Consider the following 15,364-nt stretch of genomic DNA (forward strand, 5'->3'; position numbering starts at 1 on the left):
ACTCTGTCTGCATCGGGTTTTCTTATAGCTTACGAAAATTTCTTTTGTGCAAAACAGACTTTTTCATAATCTAACCCGATGTACAACCCTTCTGTGAGATTTCCGCGTCGATACGCTCGACCAGTCGCGCTTCAATGTGATCGTCTCGAATGTGCAGAAGATCATCCTCAAGAAGAAGCACAAGCAGGACAGCGCCATCGACACCCTCTTCCGGGCCACCCCGGAGGTGTTCAAGGAGGCGGGCTCCGTCTACGCCGATGCAGCCGATTTGTACGGGTTCGACGAGCCCGAGGACGAGGCGGAGCTGACCACCAACCAGCGCTTTGAGAAGCTGACCCGGCTCGAACAGCTCGGCATCTATGTCGATGAGGCGCACCATGCCTTCGGCAAGGACCTGGCGAAGGACATGGGCATCGGGGCGAAGGCCACCGATACCAGCCTGCGCACGACCATCGACAAGCTTGCGGCCAAGCTGAAGTCGGCCGGAACGCAGGTCGTGGCCTGCTTCAACTACACCGGCACCCCCTATGTCGGGGAAACCGTCCTTCCTGAAGTGGTCTACGCTTACGGCCTGAAGGACGCAATCAACAACCAGTACCTCAAGACCGTCGATTTGAAGGGCTACACGAACTCCCGCACTTCCGAGTTTGTGAAAATCGCCGTAGATGACTTCTGCGATCAGACCGATGGGCTTTTGCCCGAAGGACTGACGCCGAAGATGGCCTTCTTCGCAGCCAGCATCGACGAGGCCGTGAACGAGCTGAAACCGGCCGTCGAGCAGGCGCTTATCGACCGGGGTATCCCCACGAGCCGCATCCTCGTCAATGTCGGTGACGCGAAGCATACCAGCAATGACGATGAACGGGCCTTCCGACGCCTCGATTACCCCGAGAGCGAGAAGCAGTTCATCATCCTGGTCAACAAGGGCCGCGAGGGCTGGAATTGCCGGTCGCTCTTCGGCGTAGCCCTTTACCGTCAGCCGACATCGAAGGTGTTCGTCCTTCAGGCGTCGATGCGCTGTCTGCGCGCCATCGGCGATATGCAGCACACCGGCCACATCTACTTGTCGGAAGGCAACCTGGCGATTCTCAATAACGAGCTCGAACAGAACTTCCGCATGACCGTGGAAGATCTGAAGGACGCGGCCAAGGACAAGGAAACCGTCGAAGTCCGCGTCAACGAGCCTGTCAGGATCAAGATAAAGCGCGTCCGTCGCGAATTTCATTTGGAAGAGAAGGTCCTCACGGAAGGGGCGGACCTCAAGTTCAACATGGCCGACAAGGCGGCGTGGGCCGATCTGACCGACCGCTATCGGTTGATGGTAACGCACAGGACCGAACTGGGGCCTGGGAAGATCAGCGACCGAATAACCGACCTTACAGCACAGAGGTCGAAGCTGACCTATTCACCCCTCATGATCGTGTCCGAGGTCGCGCGGTACTTGAACCGCAGTCCCATTGAGGTGGAGGGCCTCCTTGCATCTTCTGTCCAAGGGATGGACGCCACGGTAGAGGCCGTGAACGCATATAACGAGTTGCTGCACGATCTGATCATCCCGCAGCTCTTCGGCCACCTGTTCACGGTTAGCTCGACCGTGACGCCGGAGGAATACGAAGTGGACCTCGTGAAGGTTCCTGCCGAGGGCTTCTACCGGGTTACGGCCGAAAAGGACAAGATCGTGCGGGAGACCGACGCGCCTGCTGTTCCGGTCGCTCACAAGAGTTTCCACCTCGACACCTACTGCTTCGACTCAAAGCCCGAGCAGACGCTGTTCTGGGACCTCATCCGCGAGGGTAAGGTGCGCAAGCTCTATTTTACCGGCATGCTCACCCATGGGCAGAGCGACTTCTTCATCCAGTACGTCGACCCAGATTCGAAAGCCGTTCGGACCTACTACCCCGACTTCCTCTTCGAGCGTGAAGACGGAAAGATGGTTATCGTCGAGGTCAAGGGCGACCACCAGGTGGACACGCCGGTCGTGCAGGCCAAGCGCGAGTTTGCCGAACAGATGGCCGTCGCTTCTGGCATGACCTACGAGCTCATCAAGGGGACGGACGCTGAAGCCCATAGCTACGCGCGGCTTCTGAACTAACGCGGCGCGGCGTGAGATCGGTTCTATGGCACCGATCTCACGCCGTCCTCGGTTACCCAAGAGCGCTGGAGATGAACTGTAGGCAGCTTTCAAGGACGCTATCTGAGGGCTCGAACGGCAGCAATGGCGGCGGATGTGACCATCAGGTAGATGCGATCCGAATGTCTGATTTTCTGTTTTTGCGCTCCGAAGCAGACAGTCTCGAAAGTCCCAAGATCGGCCATATTTCGAACGTCCGCCTGTAGTTGTGGCGAGTCGTTGTTGAACGGCAAAAGGGAGCGCCTCTGGGTCGTTAGTTCGAGCATGGTATCAATCATGGCATTGTTGATTTAGAATTTTATAAATTATTGATAAATATCATCTTTATGCAGATATAAACAATCGAGTGGGAATAAGAGTTAAAGCCCCACTTCAATAAGGCGGCTGTTTTCTAGCTGCCACGCTAGAGATTAAAAAACAGGGTACATCAGCAAAGATGCACCCTGTTTTTTATGGCTCAGTCCTTATGGTCCATCTGGTGGCATGCCCGGCGATATTTGTGTGCGGGCAGAAGGTTCAGGGTTCACGCAAGCAAATAAAGATTATGGAAAATGAAAAGGTTTTGGGGAGCCAGTCAAATGGGTTTGTGCATATTTTTGTAATACGCATATTGTGGCGGATGGTCTGTGCCAGCCAGCGCCAGTCAAACCCTTTGTGGCCAATGCCGTGCGTTTCCACCCTGTCCAGATTGAACAGGCCTGCATGCAGGGTTTCCATCCATTTATATTCTTTGTGCCGCATATAGCCCGTTAGTAGTGAGCCAATATTTTTAAGCCAGATAATAGGACCAACTTCGTTAGGCACGGAGCACATAAAAGCTTCGGGCTTGGCGGCGGCTATTTGTTCAATAACCCGGACAACAATGTTTTCGGGAATGTGTTCCAGAGCTTCAAGGGCAATAATTACATCGGCATTCTGGAATTCGGCATAATGATTGTTAATGGAATCATTGATTATTCTAAAGTTTTTGTGCCCCGCATATCGTTCTGTTGCAATGCTCAGTAATGTCTCATCAATATCTATGCCGGTATAGTCGATATTGAAACGGCTGTTCAGAATATGAAAAGCTTTGGCATGGGCACAGCCAATATCGACGACCCGTAAAGTACGGGAAAGGTCTTTGGCTGAGAGTTCGGTAAACAGTTTGATTAAATGCTTATACCGGGTGGTATGCAGGTAGGAAACTAGGGGGTTGAAGGTCTGGTTTTTTTCGTAACAGGTAAAATCGTGGCCTGTCTGCTGAGTGCGGGAGGCGGGCGATGTCATAAAAATCTCTTTCGGAACACTATGGATTTAAGATGTATGACACGCCAGAAACTCTAGCAGTTTTTGGATTACGGTCGGTTGTGCCAGTCTATGCAGACATCGGATAACCACAGCGTAAGCGCGGAAACAACCAGCCAGAGAAAGCCGGGAAGAATGTTAAAGTCCTGAATAACAACAATGCCAATGCAAAATGCGGCAATGGAAATGCTCAGGTTGACAAGGCAGCAGAACACCGCAACAGGCCAGCTTTTGGGAAGACCGCTTTTTGTCATTTATACTTCATGCCAGAAAACCGGGGCATGCTCCCTGATGTGATCCATAAAACAGACATGACCTGAACTGAACATCTGATGCTCCCTGCCCCAAAAGCACCTTAGCGGCACGTTATGGGGCAGGGGGCGCATCTTTACTGATCAAGCCATGGAGCGACCGGCAGATTTTTCTCACGCAGGAAGGTCGGGTTGAACAGTTTGGATTCATACCGCGCCCCTCCATCTGCCAGAATGGTCACAATCCTATGGCCCGGTCCAAGCCTGCGTGCGGTGCGGATGGCAGCCGCCACATTAATGCCCGAAGACCCCCCAACGGAAAGACCTTCCTCCCCCAGCAGGCTGTAAATAATATCCAGCGCTTCAGGGTCGGGAATGCGCTCCGCATCGTCAATCGGAGCTCCCTCAAGGTTGCCGGTCACGCGGGACTGGCCAATGCCTTCGGTAATGGAGGATCCAGCCACGGACAGGTCATTGCTTTTGACCCAGCCGTACAGGCCGGAGCCTTCGGGGTCGGCCAGTACAATCTGGGGGGCTTTTACGCCATCGCGCCGGGCGGCGTCATGCAGGCCAAGGGCTATGCCCGCCAGTGTGCCGCCTGTGCCGCATGCGCAGGTAAAGGCATCCACTTTTCCATCCATCTGTTGCCAGATTTCCTGCGCCGTTGTGGCGCGGTGGCCTTCGCGGTTGGCGGTATTGTCAAACTGGTTGGCCCAGACCCAGCCGTTTTCCTCCGCCAGACGGCGGGAGACATGGACATAGTTGCCGGGGTCTCGGTAAGGTTTGGCGGGCACCAGACGCAGGTCGGCGCCAATCATGCGTAAAAAGCCGATTTTTTCACGGCTTTGCGTCTCGGGCATAACAATAACGCACTTATAGCCACGGGCATTGGCCACCAGTGTAAGGCCAATGCCGGTATTGCCCGCAGTGCCTTCCACAAGGGTGCCGCCGGGTTTGAGCACGCCACGGCGCTCCGCATCATCAATAATGGCAAGGGCTGCGCGGTCTTTTACAGAGCCGCCGGGGTTCATGAACTCCGCCTTACCGTAAATCTGACAACCCGTTGCTTCAGAAGCCTTGCGCAGAAGAATAAGAGGGGTTCCACCTACCGCACCGGGCATATCGGGCGAGAGTGATGTCCAGCCGGAATGGGTGGAGGGCGCTGCGCTTTCGGTCATCTGTATACCCTGCTTGCTATGATCAGGTTGGGCGATTGGGGCTGGTCTGTGTTCGGGGTTGCCCCCTACCTGCCCGCGTCCGGTTCTTCTGGTGCATCATATAGCACTTCCAAAACCGCACACCAAGGATAGCGTGGGTCGTAGCTCTGCCCGGCGGGGCTGGCCAGACGGCCCTGCTCATCCGTGGGAACGTGGGTCAGGGCGACGGCATCGTCAATATTGCCGCCAATAATGCTGATCTGGTGGCCAAAGGGCGGGCCATTCTGGCCTGTGGCCACCACATAGCCGCAATGCGCGGGAAAGCCGTAGGATGTGGGCAGACTTGCAAAACGGATGGTCTGCCTGCCACGCCCACGGGCAACGCAGATCAGGTCTCCGGCCTTTGGGGTGTAGGCTGCGGGGTCGCGCGCGCGCAGGATGGGGGACAGCCCCGAGGCTGCGGCATTGATATAGGTGGAATGGTTGGGGGAGTAAGGAAAGCGGTCATTCGCTCCGGCAATCCGCATGACGTAGGAGATGAACGCGGCCGACCAGGCAAAAAATCCGTCATGCACAAAGTCGGTCAACTGGCCATTGGCGTTGTGTTTGCCACTCCAGGACGCCTCGGTCATGCTGGGGTCCATGCCGATCCACCAGTATTCGCCCACACGCTGCCACAGGCCGGGTGCGCGTTCGGGTTTGATCGCGGCGACCTGTGGTTCGGGGCGCTGTTCGGGGTCATCATCATTGACCGGGCTGCCAAACAGGCGCCACTCCCGCATGGCAATGGCCACCACATCCTGCTGGTTGAATGGTTCAAAGTTGCGCGTGGCAAAGTCCGGCACATGGCTGTTTGGACCATAGGTGCCAGATGCGCCGCCTCCATGGGCAGATGAACCGCCCCCCGAGGAGGGCTGGGAGGTGCAGGCCGCCAGACACAAAGGTGCCAGAAGGGCCACAGTCAGCTTGCGTGGCATCTTGTCTCCATACCAGAACAGGACTTTAAGCGGGGCCGGACAACTGGTTCGACCGCCACCAAGGCTAAAGTCCTGTGGTAAGGAATAGGCGTCCTTAATGGAGGGTGGAAGAGGTTTTATGTGTCTTTTGTCCAGTCTTTCCCTTTTTTGTTCGTTCAGCTCTGGGGGGTATCCACGGTAATGCTGGCGGTCTGGGCCTGCACGCAGCGTATGGCATCAGCCGGTGCAAGCTCCACAACAAGACCCCGGCCACCACCATTGATGTAGAGCTTGTCCAGTTTGAGAATGCTCTCATCAAACACAACCGGCACGGTTGTGCGTGCACCAAAGGGGCTGATACCGCCAACCTGAAAACCCGTAAGGGCTTCGGCTTTTTCGGCCCCGAGCATGCGGGCATTACGGCCGCCAAAAAGGGCGGCCACTTTTTTCAGATCCATTTTCAGGTGGACAGGAATGGCGGTGCAGACAACCTGTTTTTTGTCGATTTCCACCATCAGGGTCTTAAAAACCTTTGCCTGATCAATGCCTATGCCAGCAGCTGCATGCAGGCCAATCTTGCCTGGATCGGATACGTAATCATAATCATGCATGGTAAAAGGTACGGCGTATGCATCCAGAAAACATGTGGTTGGTGTTTGATCGGTGTCTGACATAACGGGTCGTTTTTCCAATATGATCTGGGGGCTTAGCCCTGTTCGGGAAAAAGGGAGAGCAGGCCTTCGGGTGTGGCCGGGCAGCAGCCTTTTTCCGTTATCAGGCCGCTAACAAGCCGTGCGGGGGTGACGTCAAACGCCGGGTTGGCGGCCTTGCTGCCGTCGGGGGTAATCTGGACCCGGCTGATCTGCCCATGATCATCCCGACCATGGATATGGGTAATTTCGGTTCCCGAGCGTTCTTCAATGGGAATTTCACGCACCCCGTCGGCTACGCGCCAGTCAATGGTGGTGGATGGCAGGGCAACCCAGAACGGCACGTTATTATCCCGTGCGGCCAGAGCCTTCAGGTAGGTGCCAATCTTGTTGGCGACATCGGCATTGCGCGTTACGCGATCGGTCCCAACAATAACAAGGTCTACCAGCCCATGCTGCATCAGGTGACCACCTGCGTTGTCGGCAATAACGGTGTGGGGCACGCCATGGCTGCCAAGCTCCCATGCCGTCAGGGCCGCACCCTGGTTGCGGGGGCGTGTCTCATCAACCCATACATGCACGTTCAGGCCTTCATCATGCGCCATGTAAATGGGGGCGAGTGCGGTGCCCCAGTCCACTGTGGCAATCCAGCCCGCGTTGCAATGGGTCAGGATGTTGATTCTGTCATTCTTGCCGCGCTGTGCGGCTAGTGTGCGCAGCAGTTCCAGCCCGTGCAGGCCAATGGCCTCATTCTGTGCGGCATCTTCATCGCAGATCCGCCCGGCCTCTGCGTAGGCGGCGGCGGCGCGCTGTGCCGGAGCAATGGGGCGCAGATGATTGAGCATTCTCTCGATAGCCCAGGCCAGATTGATAGCCGTGGGGCGCGTGGCGGCCAGCATGGCGGCCTGCTGCTCCAAAGCCGCATCGGAACTGTCCGTGCGCAGGGCAAGGGCCAGCCCGTAGGCGGCGACCGCGCCAATAAGAGGTGCGCCGCGGACCTGCATGGTTTTAATAGCGTGGGCAACCTGCTCGGGTGTGGTCAACTGGAGAATGTCCAGAGCAAAAGGTAGGCGGGTCTGGTCAAAAATATGCACGGACCAGCCGTCTTTTTCATCAACCCAAACGCTGCGGTAAGGTGTGCCGTTAATTTTCATGGTCATGGTTCCCGGTGGCGGAAGATAAAAAATCAATCACTGATCATAGGGTTTCTTTGAGTGCGGGGGCAATATCCTGATGGCATGACAGTTTTGCGAACATGAGTAGAACATATGTTGTGTAATGACTGAATCCGCTCAGTCTATTCTTGAAAAGATGAGAGTATTTTTTTGCATTTGCGTTCATTTTTGTTATGTAGAGGGAGAAATAGGCATGCTTTGCTGATGGTGCAGACCGTGCCGGGAACGGATTTGTTTTTTAGTTTTTTGAAAAGATGTTTTCTCTTCTTGAATTTTTAAAAGAAGATGAAAAAAGGATGCAGGAATGAGTGAGACCAAAAAAGGCCGCAAGGCTGTTGCCAGTAAACGTATTCCGGCCCGCGCCGCTACTGTTGCTACCCCCAAAAAGCGCGCGCCGCGTGCAAAAGTGGAAGTTGTAGAAGAAATTTTTGAAGTGGAGGCTCCGGCCCTCACCGCGCGCAAAACACGCCAGACGGCAGCGGCACGCAAAACCACTAAAGTGGAAAAAGTGGCCAAGCCCGCAACCACGAGAAAAACCAGCAAGCCCGTAGCCGCACCGGTTGAAGCCGCCGCCAAGCCTGCCCGTCGTGCAAAAGCTGCCGCAGTTGTGGCGGAAGCGCCGGTCAAGGCAACCCGCACAGCAGCAAAGACGGCAAAAGCCGCTCCCCGCACGGCCCGCGCCAAGGCAGCAGCACCAGAGGTTGTGCAGGCCGCCCCCACGCGTGCACGCAAGACCACGCGCAAAGTGGTTGTGGAAGCTCCGGCCCCCGCCAAGCCTGCTGTCAAGGCAACACGCAAGCGGGCCGACAAGGCTGAAGCAGCAGAAAGCACAAAGAACATGTCCGCGGTTGAAAAACTGCGCATTGTGCAGGAACGCCGCCGCCGTAAGCGCTACGAACGTCTGGCTGCCGAAGCTGCGGCAGAAGCAGAAAAAGCCGCACCCGCACGTAAGCGCAAGGCCGCAACCCCCCGTAAGCCCCGTGCAGCAAAAGCATAAGGGACTGGCAGGTTAAAAAAGCAGGCATGGCTGACCGAAAAATGGTTGGTCATTCCTGCTTTTGTCTGTCGGGTTTGACTGATTTGCGCGGTGGTTCATGATGGACCAAGCCGACATGAAAAGTTTATAAAACCGTATAACCGTTTGAGTTATCCGGTTTTTTTGTTGTCAGGTCTGATCTGATATGGCGGAAGGCAGAAAATCCTCTGCCAGCATAGGGGAGGCACGTAACTCTCCAACACGCTGACCGTTCCAGTTTTTAAGAGGGCGGCGCATATAATGCGCCAAGATCGGTGAATTTTCGATCCGGGCAAAGCGGGCGATCAGGGCCGCTGCCGCAGTTTCTGCCGCTCTTACGCTGCCATCCCGACATTTTATGGCAATACCAAACCCCTGTTCTGGCAGGGCAACAATCATAACACCTTCCGCACCCATTTTGGTGAGCACTCTGGGAGCAAGCTCCTGCATGACCAGAGTGTCAAACTGACCGGTGCCTGCGATCATGGTCGGGTTATGTGCGATGGCGTGGCGCAGGCGGCCAGCGGCCTCCGCCCGGTCGGGGGAAAGCCCGATGCCTGATGCAAAACGGGCATAGCCCAGCGCCAGAGCTGAGAGCGGTATGGCCCATGTGGGAATGGCGCATCCATCCACGGCCATGTTTGCTGCGGTGTGGGCGGCTCCGGTTACATCTTGCAGTGTGCGGGCAATGGTTTGCATAACGGGGTGTTCGGGGCGGGTGTAGTGCGCCACCTCCTGCCCGGTTGAGCATGCAAGGCAGATAAAGCCCGCATGTTTGCCCGAACAGCAGTTATGCAGCGCACAGGGTGTTTGCCCTACTGCCGCCAGTGCGCGCGCGCTGGTATTATCCAGTGGCCAGTGTGTGCCGCATTCGAGCACGCCATAGTCATACCCGGTGCGGGCCAGCATGTCGGAGGCAACCGCAATATGCTCAGGCTCCCCCTGGTGCGAGGCACAGGCCAGCGCCAGTGCGGTATCGGGCAGGGCAAAGCGGTCTGCCGCACCTTCGCTCAGCAGGGGGAGTGCTTGCAATGCCTTGACCGTGGAGCGCGGAAAAATGGGTGTTGCGCAGTCTCCAGCAGAAAAAACGGTTTTGCCGTGGGCATCCATAATAATGGCTGCCCCGTAATGGCTGGATTCCACAATGCCATTCCGGGTTGTCTGGGCTAGAAGAACGTCATCTGTCATAAAATCTGGCCTGATTACCTAGTGTGTTTGCTCGCCACTGAGCAGGTAGCATGCTGTGGAAAATTCCGCCGTATGATCCGGCTCCAGTTCCAGTGCTTGCGCGACAAGGGAGCGTTTGAGTTTGAGCACTACGGGCATGCTATGTGAATCACTGCCCGCAGTATCGGCTGTTTTGGCCAGCCATGGGCAAATTCCGGCCCGCTCCGTGAGCATGAGAGGTGCGCGCCGGTCTAATGGAAGCCCCGTGGCCATAAGGTGTTGGGCATGGTTTTGCGTAACAACCATGTAAAGAAAAGCATCTTCCCCGCAAGGCTGTATTTTTTCCGGTGAAGGCACAAAGCTCAGGCGAATTTCATCGGGCATGAAGTGAGAGCGCGGGAGCGGGGGGAGCGGCATTGCAAACAGGTCAGCCTGCTGCGGGGGTAATGTTGTGGAAACTGTTTTGGCTCTGGTCGCTTTTCTGCTCCCCCGGATGGGCTTGCAGGCATTGCCAGCAAGCTGGGCAGGCAGCAGGTCTGGCTGAACAGGGCCGGGTTTGGGGGTGCGTTCCATCAGTTGGGGGCTGGGGAATGCCCCTTCTGGCCGGGGGCGGCCTGCGTACAGTCCTCGCACAGGCCTTCCACTTCGACCGATGCGCTTTGCATGGTAAAGTTTTTTTTGCCACAGATGTTTTTCAGCACGTCCAGAACACGTGGCGCATCTGCAATTTCGGTCACGCCGCCACACTTGCGGCAGATCAGGAACTGCGCGCTGTGCAGGCAGGTCTCCGCCATGGCCTGCGTGTGGTCGTGTGGGTGGTCATGCTGGAGGTGGGTGCAGGGCACAAAGGCGGACAGGCGCTCTATCCGGTGGATAAGTCCATGTTCGAGCAAAAAATCGAGAGCGCGGTAAATGGTGGGGGGGGCTGGTTTGCGGCCCGATGTTTTAAGCTGTTCCAGCAGGTCATAGGCTCCAACAGGTGTTGGCGCATTCAGGATAAGGCCCAGAACATCACGCCGCTGCGGGGTCATGCGGCCACCCTGCTCAGCACATTGGCGTGCGGCATGGTCAAGCTGGTGCTGGATACGGTCTGAAAAACCGTAGCCGTCATCCGGGGCGGAGGAGGGTGGTGTTCTGGTCTGCATGTTCATCATCCGTTCTCTCTTATTTCTAGCGTAAACGAGCCAGAAGGGGAAGGCCAGACATGCGTGATGAGGTGACGGATGGTGAGAAGTAATGTAATATTATTACATATCATTGATTGGGGCATTGGCATCATGGCGTTTCCGGTTAAGAAAAAACAGAATTTCTGGTTAAAATCAGCTATTTGCGCGTTGGGTGTGGCCGGAACACTCGGCTTTGGTGGGGGGGCTGCGCAAGCTGCTAAAATGCCTCTGGTCGTGGCGGCGGAAAATACATGGGGTGATATTGCCGCGCAGATTGCCGCGCCAGACATGCGGGTTGTGGCCATTCTGTCCTCCCCCACGGTGGACCCGCACGAATATCAGGCCACCCCGACCGATGCGCGCATGATTGCGGCGGCGGAACTGGTTGTGGCCAACGGTGCGGGGTACGATACATGGGCCGATAAGCTGGTCGCGGCATCCGGTCTGCTGCCTGCACGGTATGTTAAGGCCGATTCGTGGTCGCCCTGGCAGGAGGGCGGGAATCCGCACCTGTGGTTTAATGTGGATGCGGTCAGCGCGTTTGTTAAACATTTTGCCGAAGCCTGCGCCCACATAGACCCCGAACACGCGGATGGATACGCAGGTCGGGCGGAAAAAATGCAACTGGCCATCCAGTCCATTCAGGCCCATGCGGGCTTGTTGAAGGCTCATGTTGCGGGCATGCATGTGGCCGCAACCGAACCGCTGTTTACGCCACTGGCCGATCTTCTGGGTTTGCAGATGGATGAACAGGCCTACCAGCTTGCGGTCATGAACGATGTGGAGCCTGCCCCATCCACCGTGGCGACGTTTGAAAGTGATCTGAAAGAACACCGCCTGAAGATGCTGGTCTATAACCAGCAGGTGGAGGAGCCGTCGGTCCGTCATCTGCTGGAACTGGCCCAGCAGTCCAATGTGCCGACCCTGCCTCTGTCGGAAATGCTGCCCCCACGCAAGCACTGGCAGGTCTGGGTGCATGATATTCTAACGCAGGTTGGCCAGTTGCTCGGGGTGCAACAGTGAGCATTCCGGCTATTGAGGCCGAGCAGCTCAGTGTTTCGTATGGTGGGCGGCGTGTGCTTGATCAGGTCAGCTTTGCCATTGAGCCGGGTAGCTTTGTGGCTGTTCTGGGGGGGAATGGTGCTGGCAAAACATCGCTGTTCCGCGCCATTCTGGGGCTGACTATTCCAGAACAGGGCTATGTGCGGGTAGAAGGGCAGAACTTTGGCAAGGGCCGCATGCCAGTGGGGTATATGCCCCAGATGCGGCGCATGGTTGCCGGGCAGTTAAGTGGCTGGCACATGGTGGCCGCCGCATTGCAGGGGCGGACATGGGGGTTGCCCTGGTGCTCTGCCCGCGCACGGGCGGAGGTTGATGCTGCGCTGGATGCGGTGGATGCGCGGGATCTGGCCATGCGGCCGGTTATGTCTCTGTCCGGGGGGGAACGGCAGCGGCTCCTGCTGGCGCAGGCGTTGCTGGACCAGCCGCGTATTCTGCTGCTGGATGAACCGCTAGCCAGTCTGGACCCCGCCCGCATGCGTGAGACAACGCGCAGGATTTATGATCTTGCGCGCGAGCGGAGGCTGACTGTTCTGTTTTCCACGCATGATATTAACCCGCTCATGGGATTTATGGACCACGTTCTTTATCTGGCGCATGGCAAGGTGTTGTTGGGGAGTGTGGATGACGTTATGACAACCCCGGCCCTGAGTGCGCTGTATGGTGCGCCGGTTGAGGTGGTCCGTGCAGATGGCCGCCTGTTTGTGGTGGCCGATGGCGGGGCGGATACCCTGCATTGTTGTGACTGTGCGGAGCACACGCGCTGATGTTTGCCTACGAGTTTATGCGCACGGCGTTTGTGGCCGCTTTTCTGGCGGCCTTTGTCTGTGGTCCTGTAGGCTGGTTTTTGGTGTTGCGGGGGCAGAGCTTTGCCAGCCATGCTCTCTCGCATGTCGGGTTTGCGGGGGCTGCGGCGGCACTGTTATGGGGCCAGCCCGCATTTTTGGGTTTTGGGTTGAGTGCTGTGCTCAGCGGTATGGGCATGGGCATGGCAAGTGACCGCGTGATCGGGCGGGATGTCATGATCGGGCTTGTGCTCTCGCTTGCCATGGGCACGGGGGCTTTGTGCCTGCATTTTCTCACCCGCTCGGCGGGGGCTGCCACGGCTCTGCTGTTTGGTGATATTCTTGGTATTTCCCCGTCCAGCCTCTACTGGCTGGGGGTGCTCGCAATTGGCTGTGTTGCGGGCCTTGCGGTTATGAGCAGACCCTTGCTATTTGCCTCGCTCCAGCCCGAGGTGGCGGAGGCAAAAGGGGTTAACCTGCGGTTGCTGGATGTGCTGTTTCTGGCGCTGGTCGGCATTGCCTCGGCCATGTGTTCACAGATTACCGGCGTATTGCTTGTGTTTACGCTTATGGTTGCCCCGGCGGCCGCCAGCCTGCGTCTGGGCTTTGGCCCCATGCAGGGCATGGTGGTGGCTTCAGCCCTTGCTCTGTTCGAGGCATGGGGCGGGCTGTGCCTGTCGTGGTTAAGTGACTGCCCCGCATCCTTCTGGATTGCGTTGCTGGGCAGCGTGGTTTTTGCCACGGCCAACGGTGTGGCCCACCTGCGCGGGCGTTAGAGCCCGGCAGGCAGGAGCGGCACTTAAGTGAGCAGCCAGTTCAGGCCTGTGCCAAGTACAACAGAGGCGGTCAGGGCCGCATACAGGGCCAGTACCATCTGGTTACGGGTGGCGGGCATGGCCACCGCGCGGCTTTGGGAATGTTTACGGACCATCAGCTATGCTCCTTATATAAACAGGGCGGCAGTGCCTTGCAGGCCGCCTTTAGCCCTGATGATAAGGTAGAGAGTGGTATCTGCGGTTAAAATAAACAAGCCCTTCCGCGCCACTATGGCATAAAATACCCTGCACAACGCCAAACATCACACTATGGGTGCCCACTTCCACAATCTGGCTGATCTGGCAGTCAAAGGTTGCGGCGGCTTCGTGCAGGACGGGGGCACCGGTTGCCAGTGTCTGCCAGTGGCCTGCGGTAAAGCGTTCAGCCATGCTGTTCGGGCTTGCAAAATGGTTGGACAGGTCCTGCTGGCTGGACGTGAGAACATTGACGCACAAGGCCCCGCCCTCATAAAAGGCGGTGCGTGCGCGACTGTTGCGGTTCAGGCAGACCAGCAATGTGGGTGGGGTATCGGTCACGGAGCAAACAGCGGATGCGGTAAACCCGACCGGGTTATCCAGTGTTCCTGTAGTTACAATATTCACGGCCGCCCCCAGTCTGGCCATGGCTTCACGATAGGCACTGGTCTCCGGAGCCAACATCTGCTGTCCTCATCATAACGGTTGATGGCTACGTGTTTGTGCATGAAACAAAGAGGAAAGCAATGATCGAGGATGTCCTTTCCGGCACGGCTTGCGTGCGAACGGCCCGTCGGGGGCATCTGGGGTGCATCATACTGGATAAACCCAAACGCCTGAATGCTGTTGATCTGGAAATGGCAACCGGCATCGAGCGCGCACTTACGGCATGGCGGGATGATCCATCCGTGCAGGCTGTGCTGATTGAAAGCAGCGCGCCGCGTGCGTTCTGTGCCGGAGGGGACCTCAAGGCCATACGGGATGTTTTGCAGGCCAATGGCCCGGATGTGGCGTTTGACCTGATGAATCGCGTCTACCAGACCATGCTGCATATTGCGCAGTATGCCAAACCGGTTGTGTCGTTCATGGATGGCATAGCCATGGGGGGCGGCGTGGGCTTGGGGGGGCATGCCCGCTACCGGGTTGTAACCGAGCGGTCCATTGTGGCCATGCCCGAAACATCCATTGGTCTGGTGCCTGATGCAGGCGGGTCATGGCTCTTGGCGCGTGCTCCCGGTGGTGCCGGGCTGCGGCTTGCGCTTACCGGCGGGCGCATGAGCGGAGTAGAGGCCGTGGCCATGGGCTTTGCGGACCATCTGGTCCCTTCAGACAGTCTGGATGACCTGCGTGGGTTGCTGGCCCTGCGTCCGGTGGAGGACGTGTTTGGGCTGATCGCCCCATTGTCCTTGCCAGAGCATGCCTGTGCGCTGGAGGAATACGACCCATCGGCCAGTCTGGAGCAGATTGTGCGGGGGCTGGAAAGTTCGGACCAGACTGTGGCCAAAGCGGATTTTCTGGATATTTCCCGCGCCTGCCCCACATCCATTTTTGCGGCTTGGTATGGCTGGCAGCTCGCGCGCCGTGCCGGCTCGCTGGAAGAGGCTTTTGCCATAGAGGGGCGCCTGGTGCGCTACATGCTCCAACGCTCCGACTTTGCCGAAGGTGTAAGGGCCCGCCTGATTGACCGGGACAATGCGCCTCTCTGGCAGCCCGCCATTCTGGCTGCGGTGGATGTTGCGGCACTGGAGGCCATATTGGCTGCTTGAGGGAGCCGGGG

General features: G+C 57.3%; 17 protein-coding genes. 6 read left to right on the plus strand and 11 right to left on the minus strand.

All coding sequences use genetic code 11. The features are described from left to right. The first annotated feature begins 151 nt into the window (after window positions 1-151). The gene (locus tag GOB86_RS09790; protein WP_165992153.1) at window positions 152-2,092 is read left to right on the plus strand and encodes a TnsA endonuclease N-terminal domain-containing protein; all 1,941 of its coding nucleotides are present in this window, start codon (window positions 152-154) and stop codon (window positions 2,090-2,092) included. A 555-nt stretch (window positions 2,093-2,647) separates the two neighbouring features. Here the strand turns inward: GOB86_RS09790 and GOB86_RS09795 are convergent. The 6 genes from GOB86_RS09795 to mtnA form a co-directional block, all read right to left on the minus strand. After that, window positions 2,648-3,397: a class I SAM-dependent methyltransferase gene (locus GOB86_RS09795; protein WP_165992154.1), complete on the minus strand. Its 750-nt coding sequence runs from the start codon at window positions 3,395-3,397 to the stop codon at window positions 2,648-2,650. A gap of 68 nt (window positions 3,398-3,465) precedes the next feature. Beyond that, window positions 3,466-3,669 (minus strand): hypothetical protein, encoded by a 204-nt coding sequence (locus GOB86_RS09800; protein WP_165992155.1) that lies wholly within the window; start codon window positions 3,667-3,669, stop codon window positions 3,466-3,468. A gap of 134 nt (window positions 3,670-3,803) precedes the next feature. Then, complete coding sequence (locus tag GOB86_RS09805) at window positions 3,804-4,844, minus strand: cysteine synthase A (protein WP_165992156.1); 1,041 nt, start codon at window positions 4,842-4,844, stop codon at window positions 3,804-3,806. A 65-nt stretch (window positions 4,845-4,909) separates the two neighbouring features. After that, window positions 4,910-5,800 carry a DUF2272 domain-containing protein gene (locus GOB86_RS09810; RefSeq protein WP_165992157.1) on the minus strand — a complete coding sequence of 297 codons (891 nt, stop codon included), beginning with the start codon at window positions 5,798-5,800 and terminating at the stop codon, window positions 4,910-4,912. 155 nt (window positions 5,801-5,955) lie between these two features. After that, window positions 5,956-6,453, minus strand: coding sequence for an aminoacyl-tRNA deacylase (locus GOB86_RS09815; protein WP_194301158.1), 498 nt, complete (start codon window positions 6,451-6,453; stop codon window positions 5,956-5,958). Between the two features lie 32 nt (window positions 6,454-6,485). Further along, complete coding sequence (gene mtnA, locus GOB86_RS09820) at window positions 6,486-7,583, minus strand: S-methyl-5-thioribose-1-phosphate isomerase (protein WP_165992191.1); 1,098 nt, start codon at window positions 7,581-7,583, stop codon at window positions 6,486-6,488. 325 nt (window positions 7,584-7,908) lie between these two features. On the opposite strand from mtnA, the gene GOB86_RS09825 reads away from it, so the two are divergent. Next, window positions 7,909-8,601 carry a histone gene (locus GOB86_RS09825; RefSeq protein ID WP_165992158.1) on the plus strand — a complete coding sequence of 231 codons (693 nt, stop codon included), beginning with the start codon at window positions 7,909-7,911 and terminating at the stop codon, window positions 8,599-8,601. A gap of 168 nt (window positions 8,602-8,769) precedes the next feature. On the opposite strand, the gene GOB86_RS09830 is transcribed toward GOB86_RS09825, so the two are convergent. From GOB86_RS09830 to GOB86_RS09840, 3 genes are read right to left on the minus strand one after another with little or no spacing between them, the layout of a single operon-like run. After that, window positions 8,770-9,807: an asparaginase gene (locus tag GOB86_RS09830; RefSeq protein ID WP_165992159.1), complete on the minus strand. Its 1,038-nt coding sequence runs from the start codon at window positions 9,805-9,807 to the stop codon at window positions 8,770-8,772. 18 nt (window positions 9,808-9,825) lie between these two features. Next, the gene (locus GOB86_RS16080) at window positions 9,826-10,419 is read right to left on the minus strand and encodes a hypothetical protein (protein WP_242012589.1); all 594 of its coding nucleotides are present in this window, start codon (window positions 10,417-10,419) and stop codon (window positions 9,826-9,828) included. Continuing rightward, a complete protein-coding gene (locus GOB86_RS09840; protein ID WP_165992160.1) occupies window positions 10,359-10,940 on the minus strand; it encodes a Fur family transcriptional regulator in 582 nt (193 codons plus the stop codon). The genes GOB86_RS16080 and GOB86_RS09840 overlap by 61 nt, the downstream gene beginning before the upstream one ends. Window positions 10,941-11,063: 123 nt before the next feature. Between GOB86_RS09840 and GOB86_RS09845 the strand changes: the two genes are divergently transcribed. Genes GOB86_RS09845 through GOB86_RS09855 form a run of 3 tightly spaced genes read left to right on the plus strand, consistent with a single transcriptional unit; the run spans window position 11,064 to window position 13,572 of the window. After that, window positions 11,064-11,975 (plus strand): metal ABC transporter solute-binding protein, Zn/Mn family, encoded by a 912-nt coding sequence (locus tag GOB86_RS09845; protein ID WP_165992161.1) that lies wholly within the window; start codon window positions 11,064-11,066, stop codon window positions 11,973-11,975. Continuing rightward, the gene (locus GOB86_RS09850) at window positions 11,972-12,778 is read left to right on the plus strand and encodes an ATP-binding cassette domain-containing protein (protein WP_165992162.1); all 807 of its coding nucleotides are present in this window, start codon (window positions 11,972-11,974) and stop codon (window positions 12,776-12,778) included. Before GOB86_RS09845 ends, GOB86_RS09850 begins: the two co-directional genes overlap by 4 nt. After that, entirely contained in the window at window positions 12,778-13,572 is a 795-nt protein-coding gene (locus tag GOB86_RS09855; RefSeq protein WP_165992163.1) for a metal ABC transporter permease, read from the plus strand. The genes GOB86_RS09850 and GOB86_RS09855 overlap by 1 nt, the downstream gene beginning before the upstream one ends. Window positions 13,573-13,595: 23 nt before the next feature. Here GOB86_RS09855 and GOB86_RS16385 read toward each other — a convergent pair whose 3' ends face one another. Next, window positions 13,596-13,727, minus strand: coding sequence for a hypothetical protein (locus GOB86_RS16385; RefSeq protein WP_277875470.1), 132 nt, complete (start codon window positions 13,725-13,727; stop codon window positions 13,596-13,598). 49 nt (window positions 13,728-13,776) lie between these two features. After that, on the minus strand, window positions 13,777-14,271 hold the full coding sequence (locus tag GOB86_RS09860; protein ID WP_165992164.1) for a flavin reductase: 495 nt from the start codon (window positions 14,269-14,271) through the stop codon (window positions 13,777-13,779). A gap of 62 nt (window positions 14,272-14,333) precedes the next feature. Here GOB86_RS09860 and GOB86_RS09865 point away from each other — a divergent pair, with 62 nt between their 5' ends. Continuing rightward, a complete protein-coding gene (locus GOB86_RS09865; protein WP_165992165.1) occupies window positions 14,334-15,353 on the plus strand; it encodes an enoyl-CoA hydratase/isomerase family protein in 1,020 nt (339 codons plus the stop codon). Window positions 15,354-15,364: the final 11 nt, after the last annotated feature.

It is taken from the genome of Acetobacter lambici (assembly GCF_011516885.1).
Taxonomy (GTDB): Bacteria; Pseudomonadota; Alphaproteobacteria; order Acetobacterales; family Acetobacteraceae; genus Acetobacter; species Acetobacter lambici.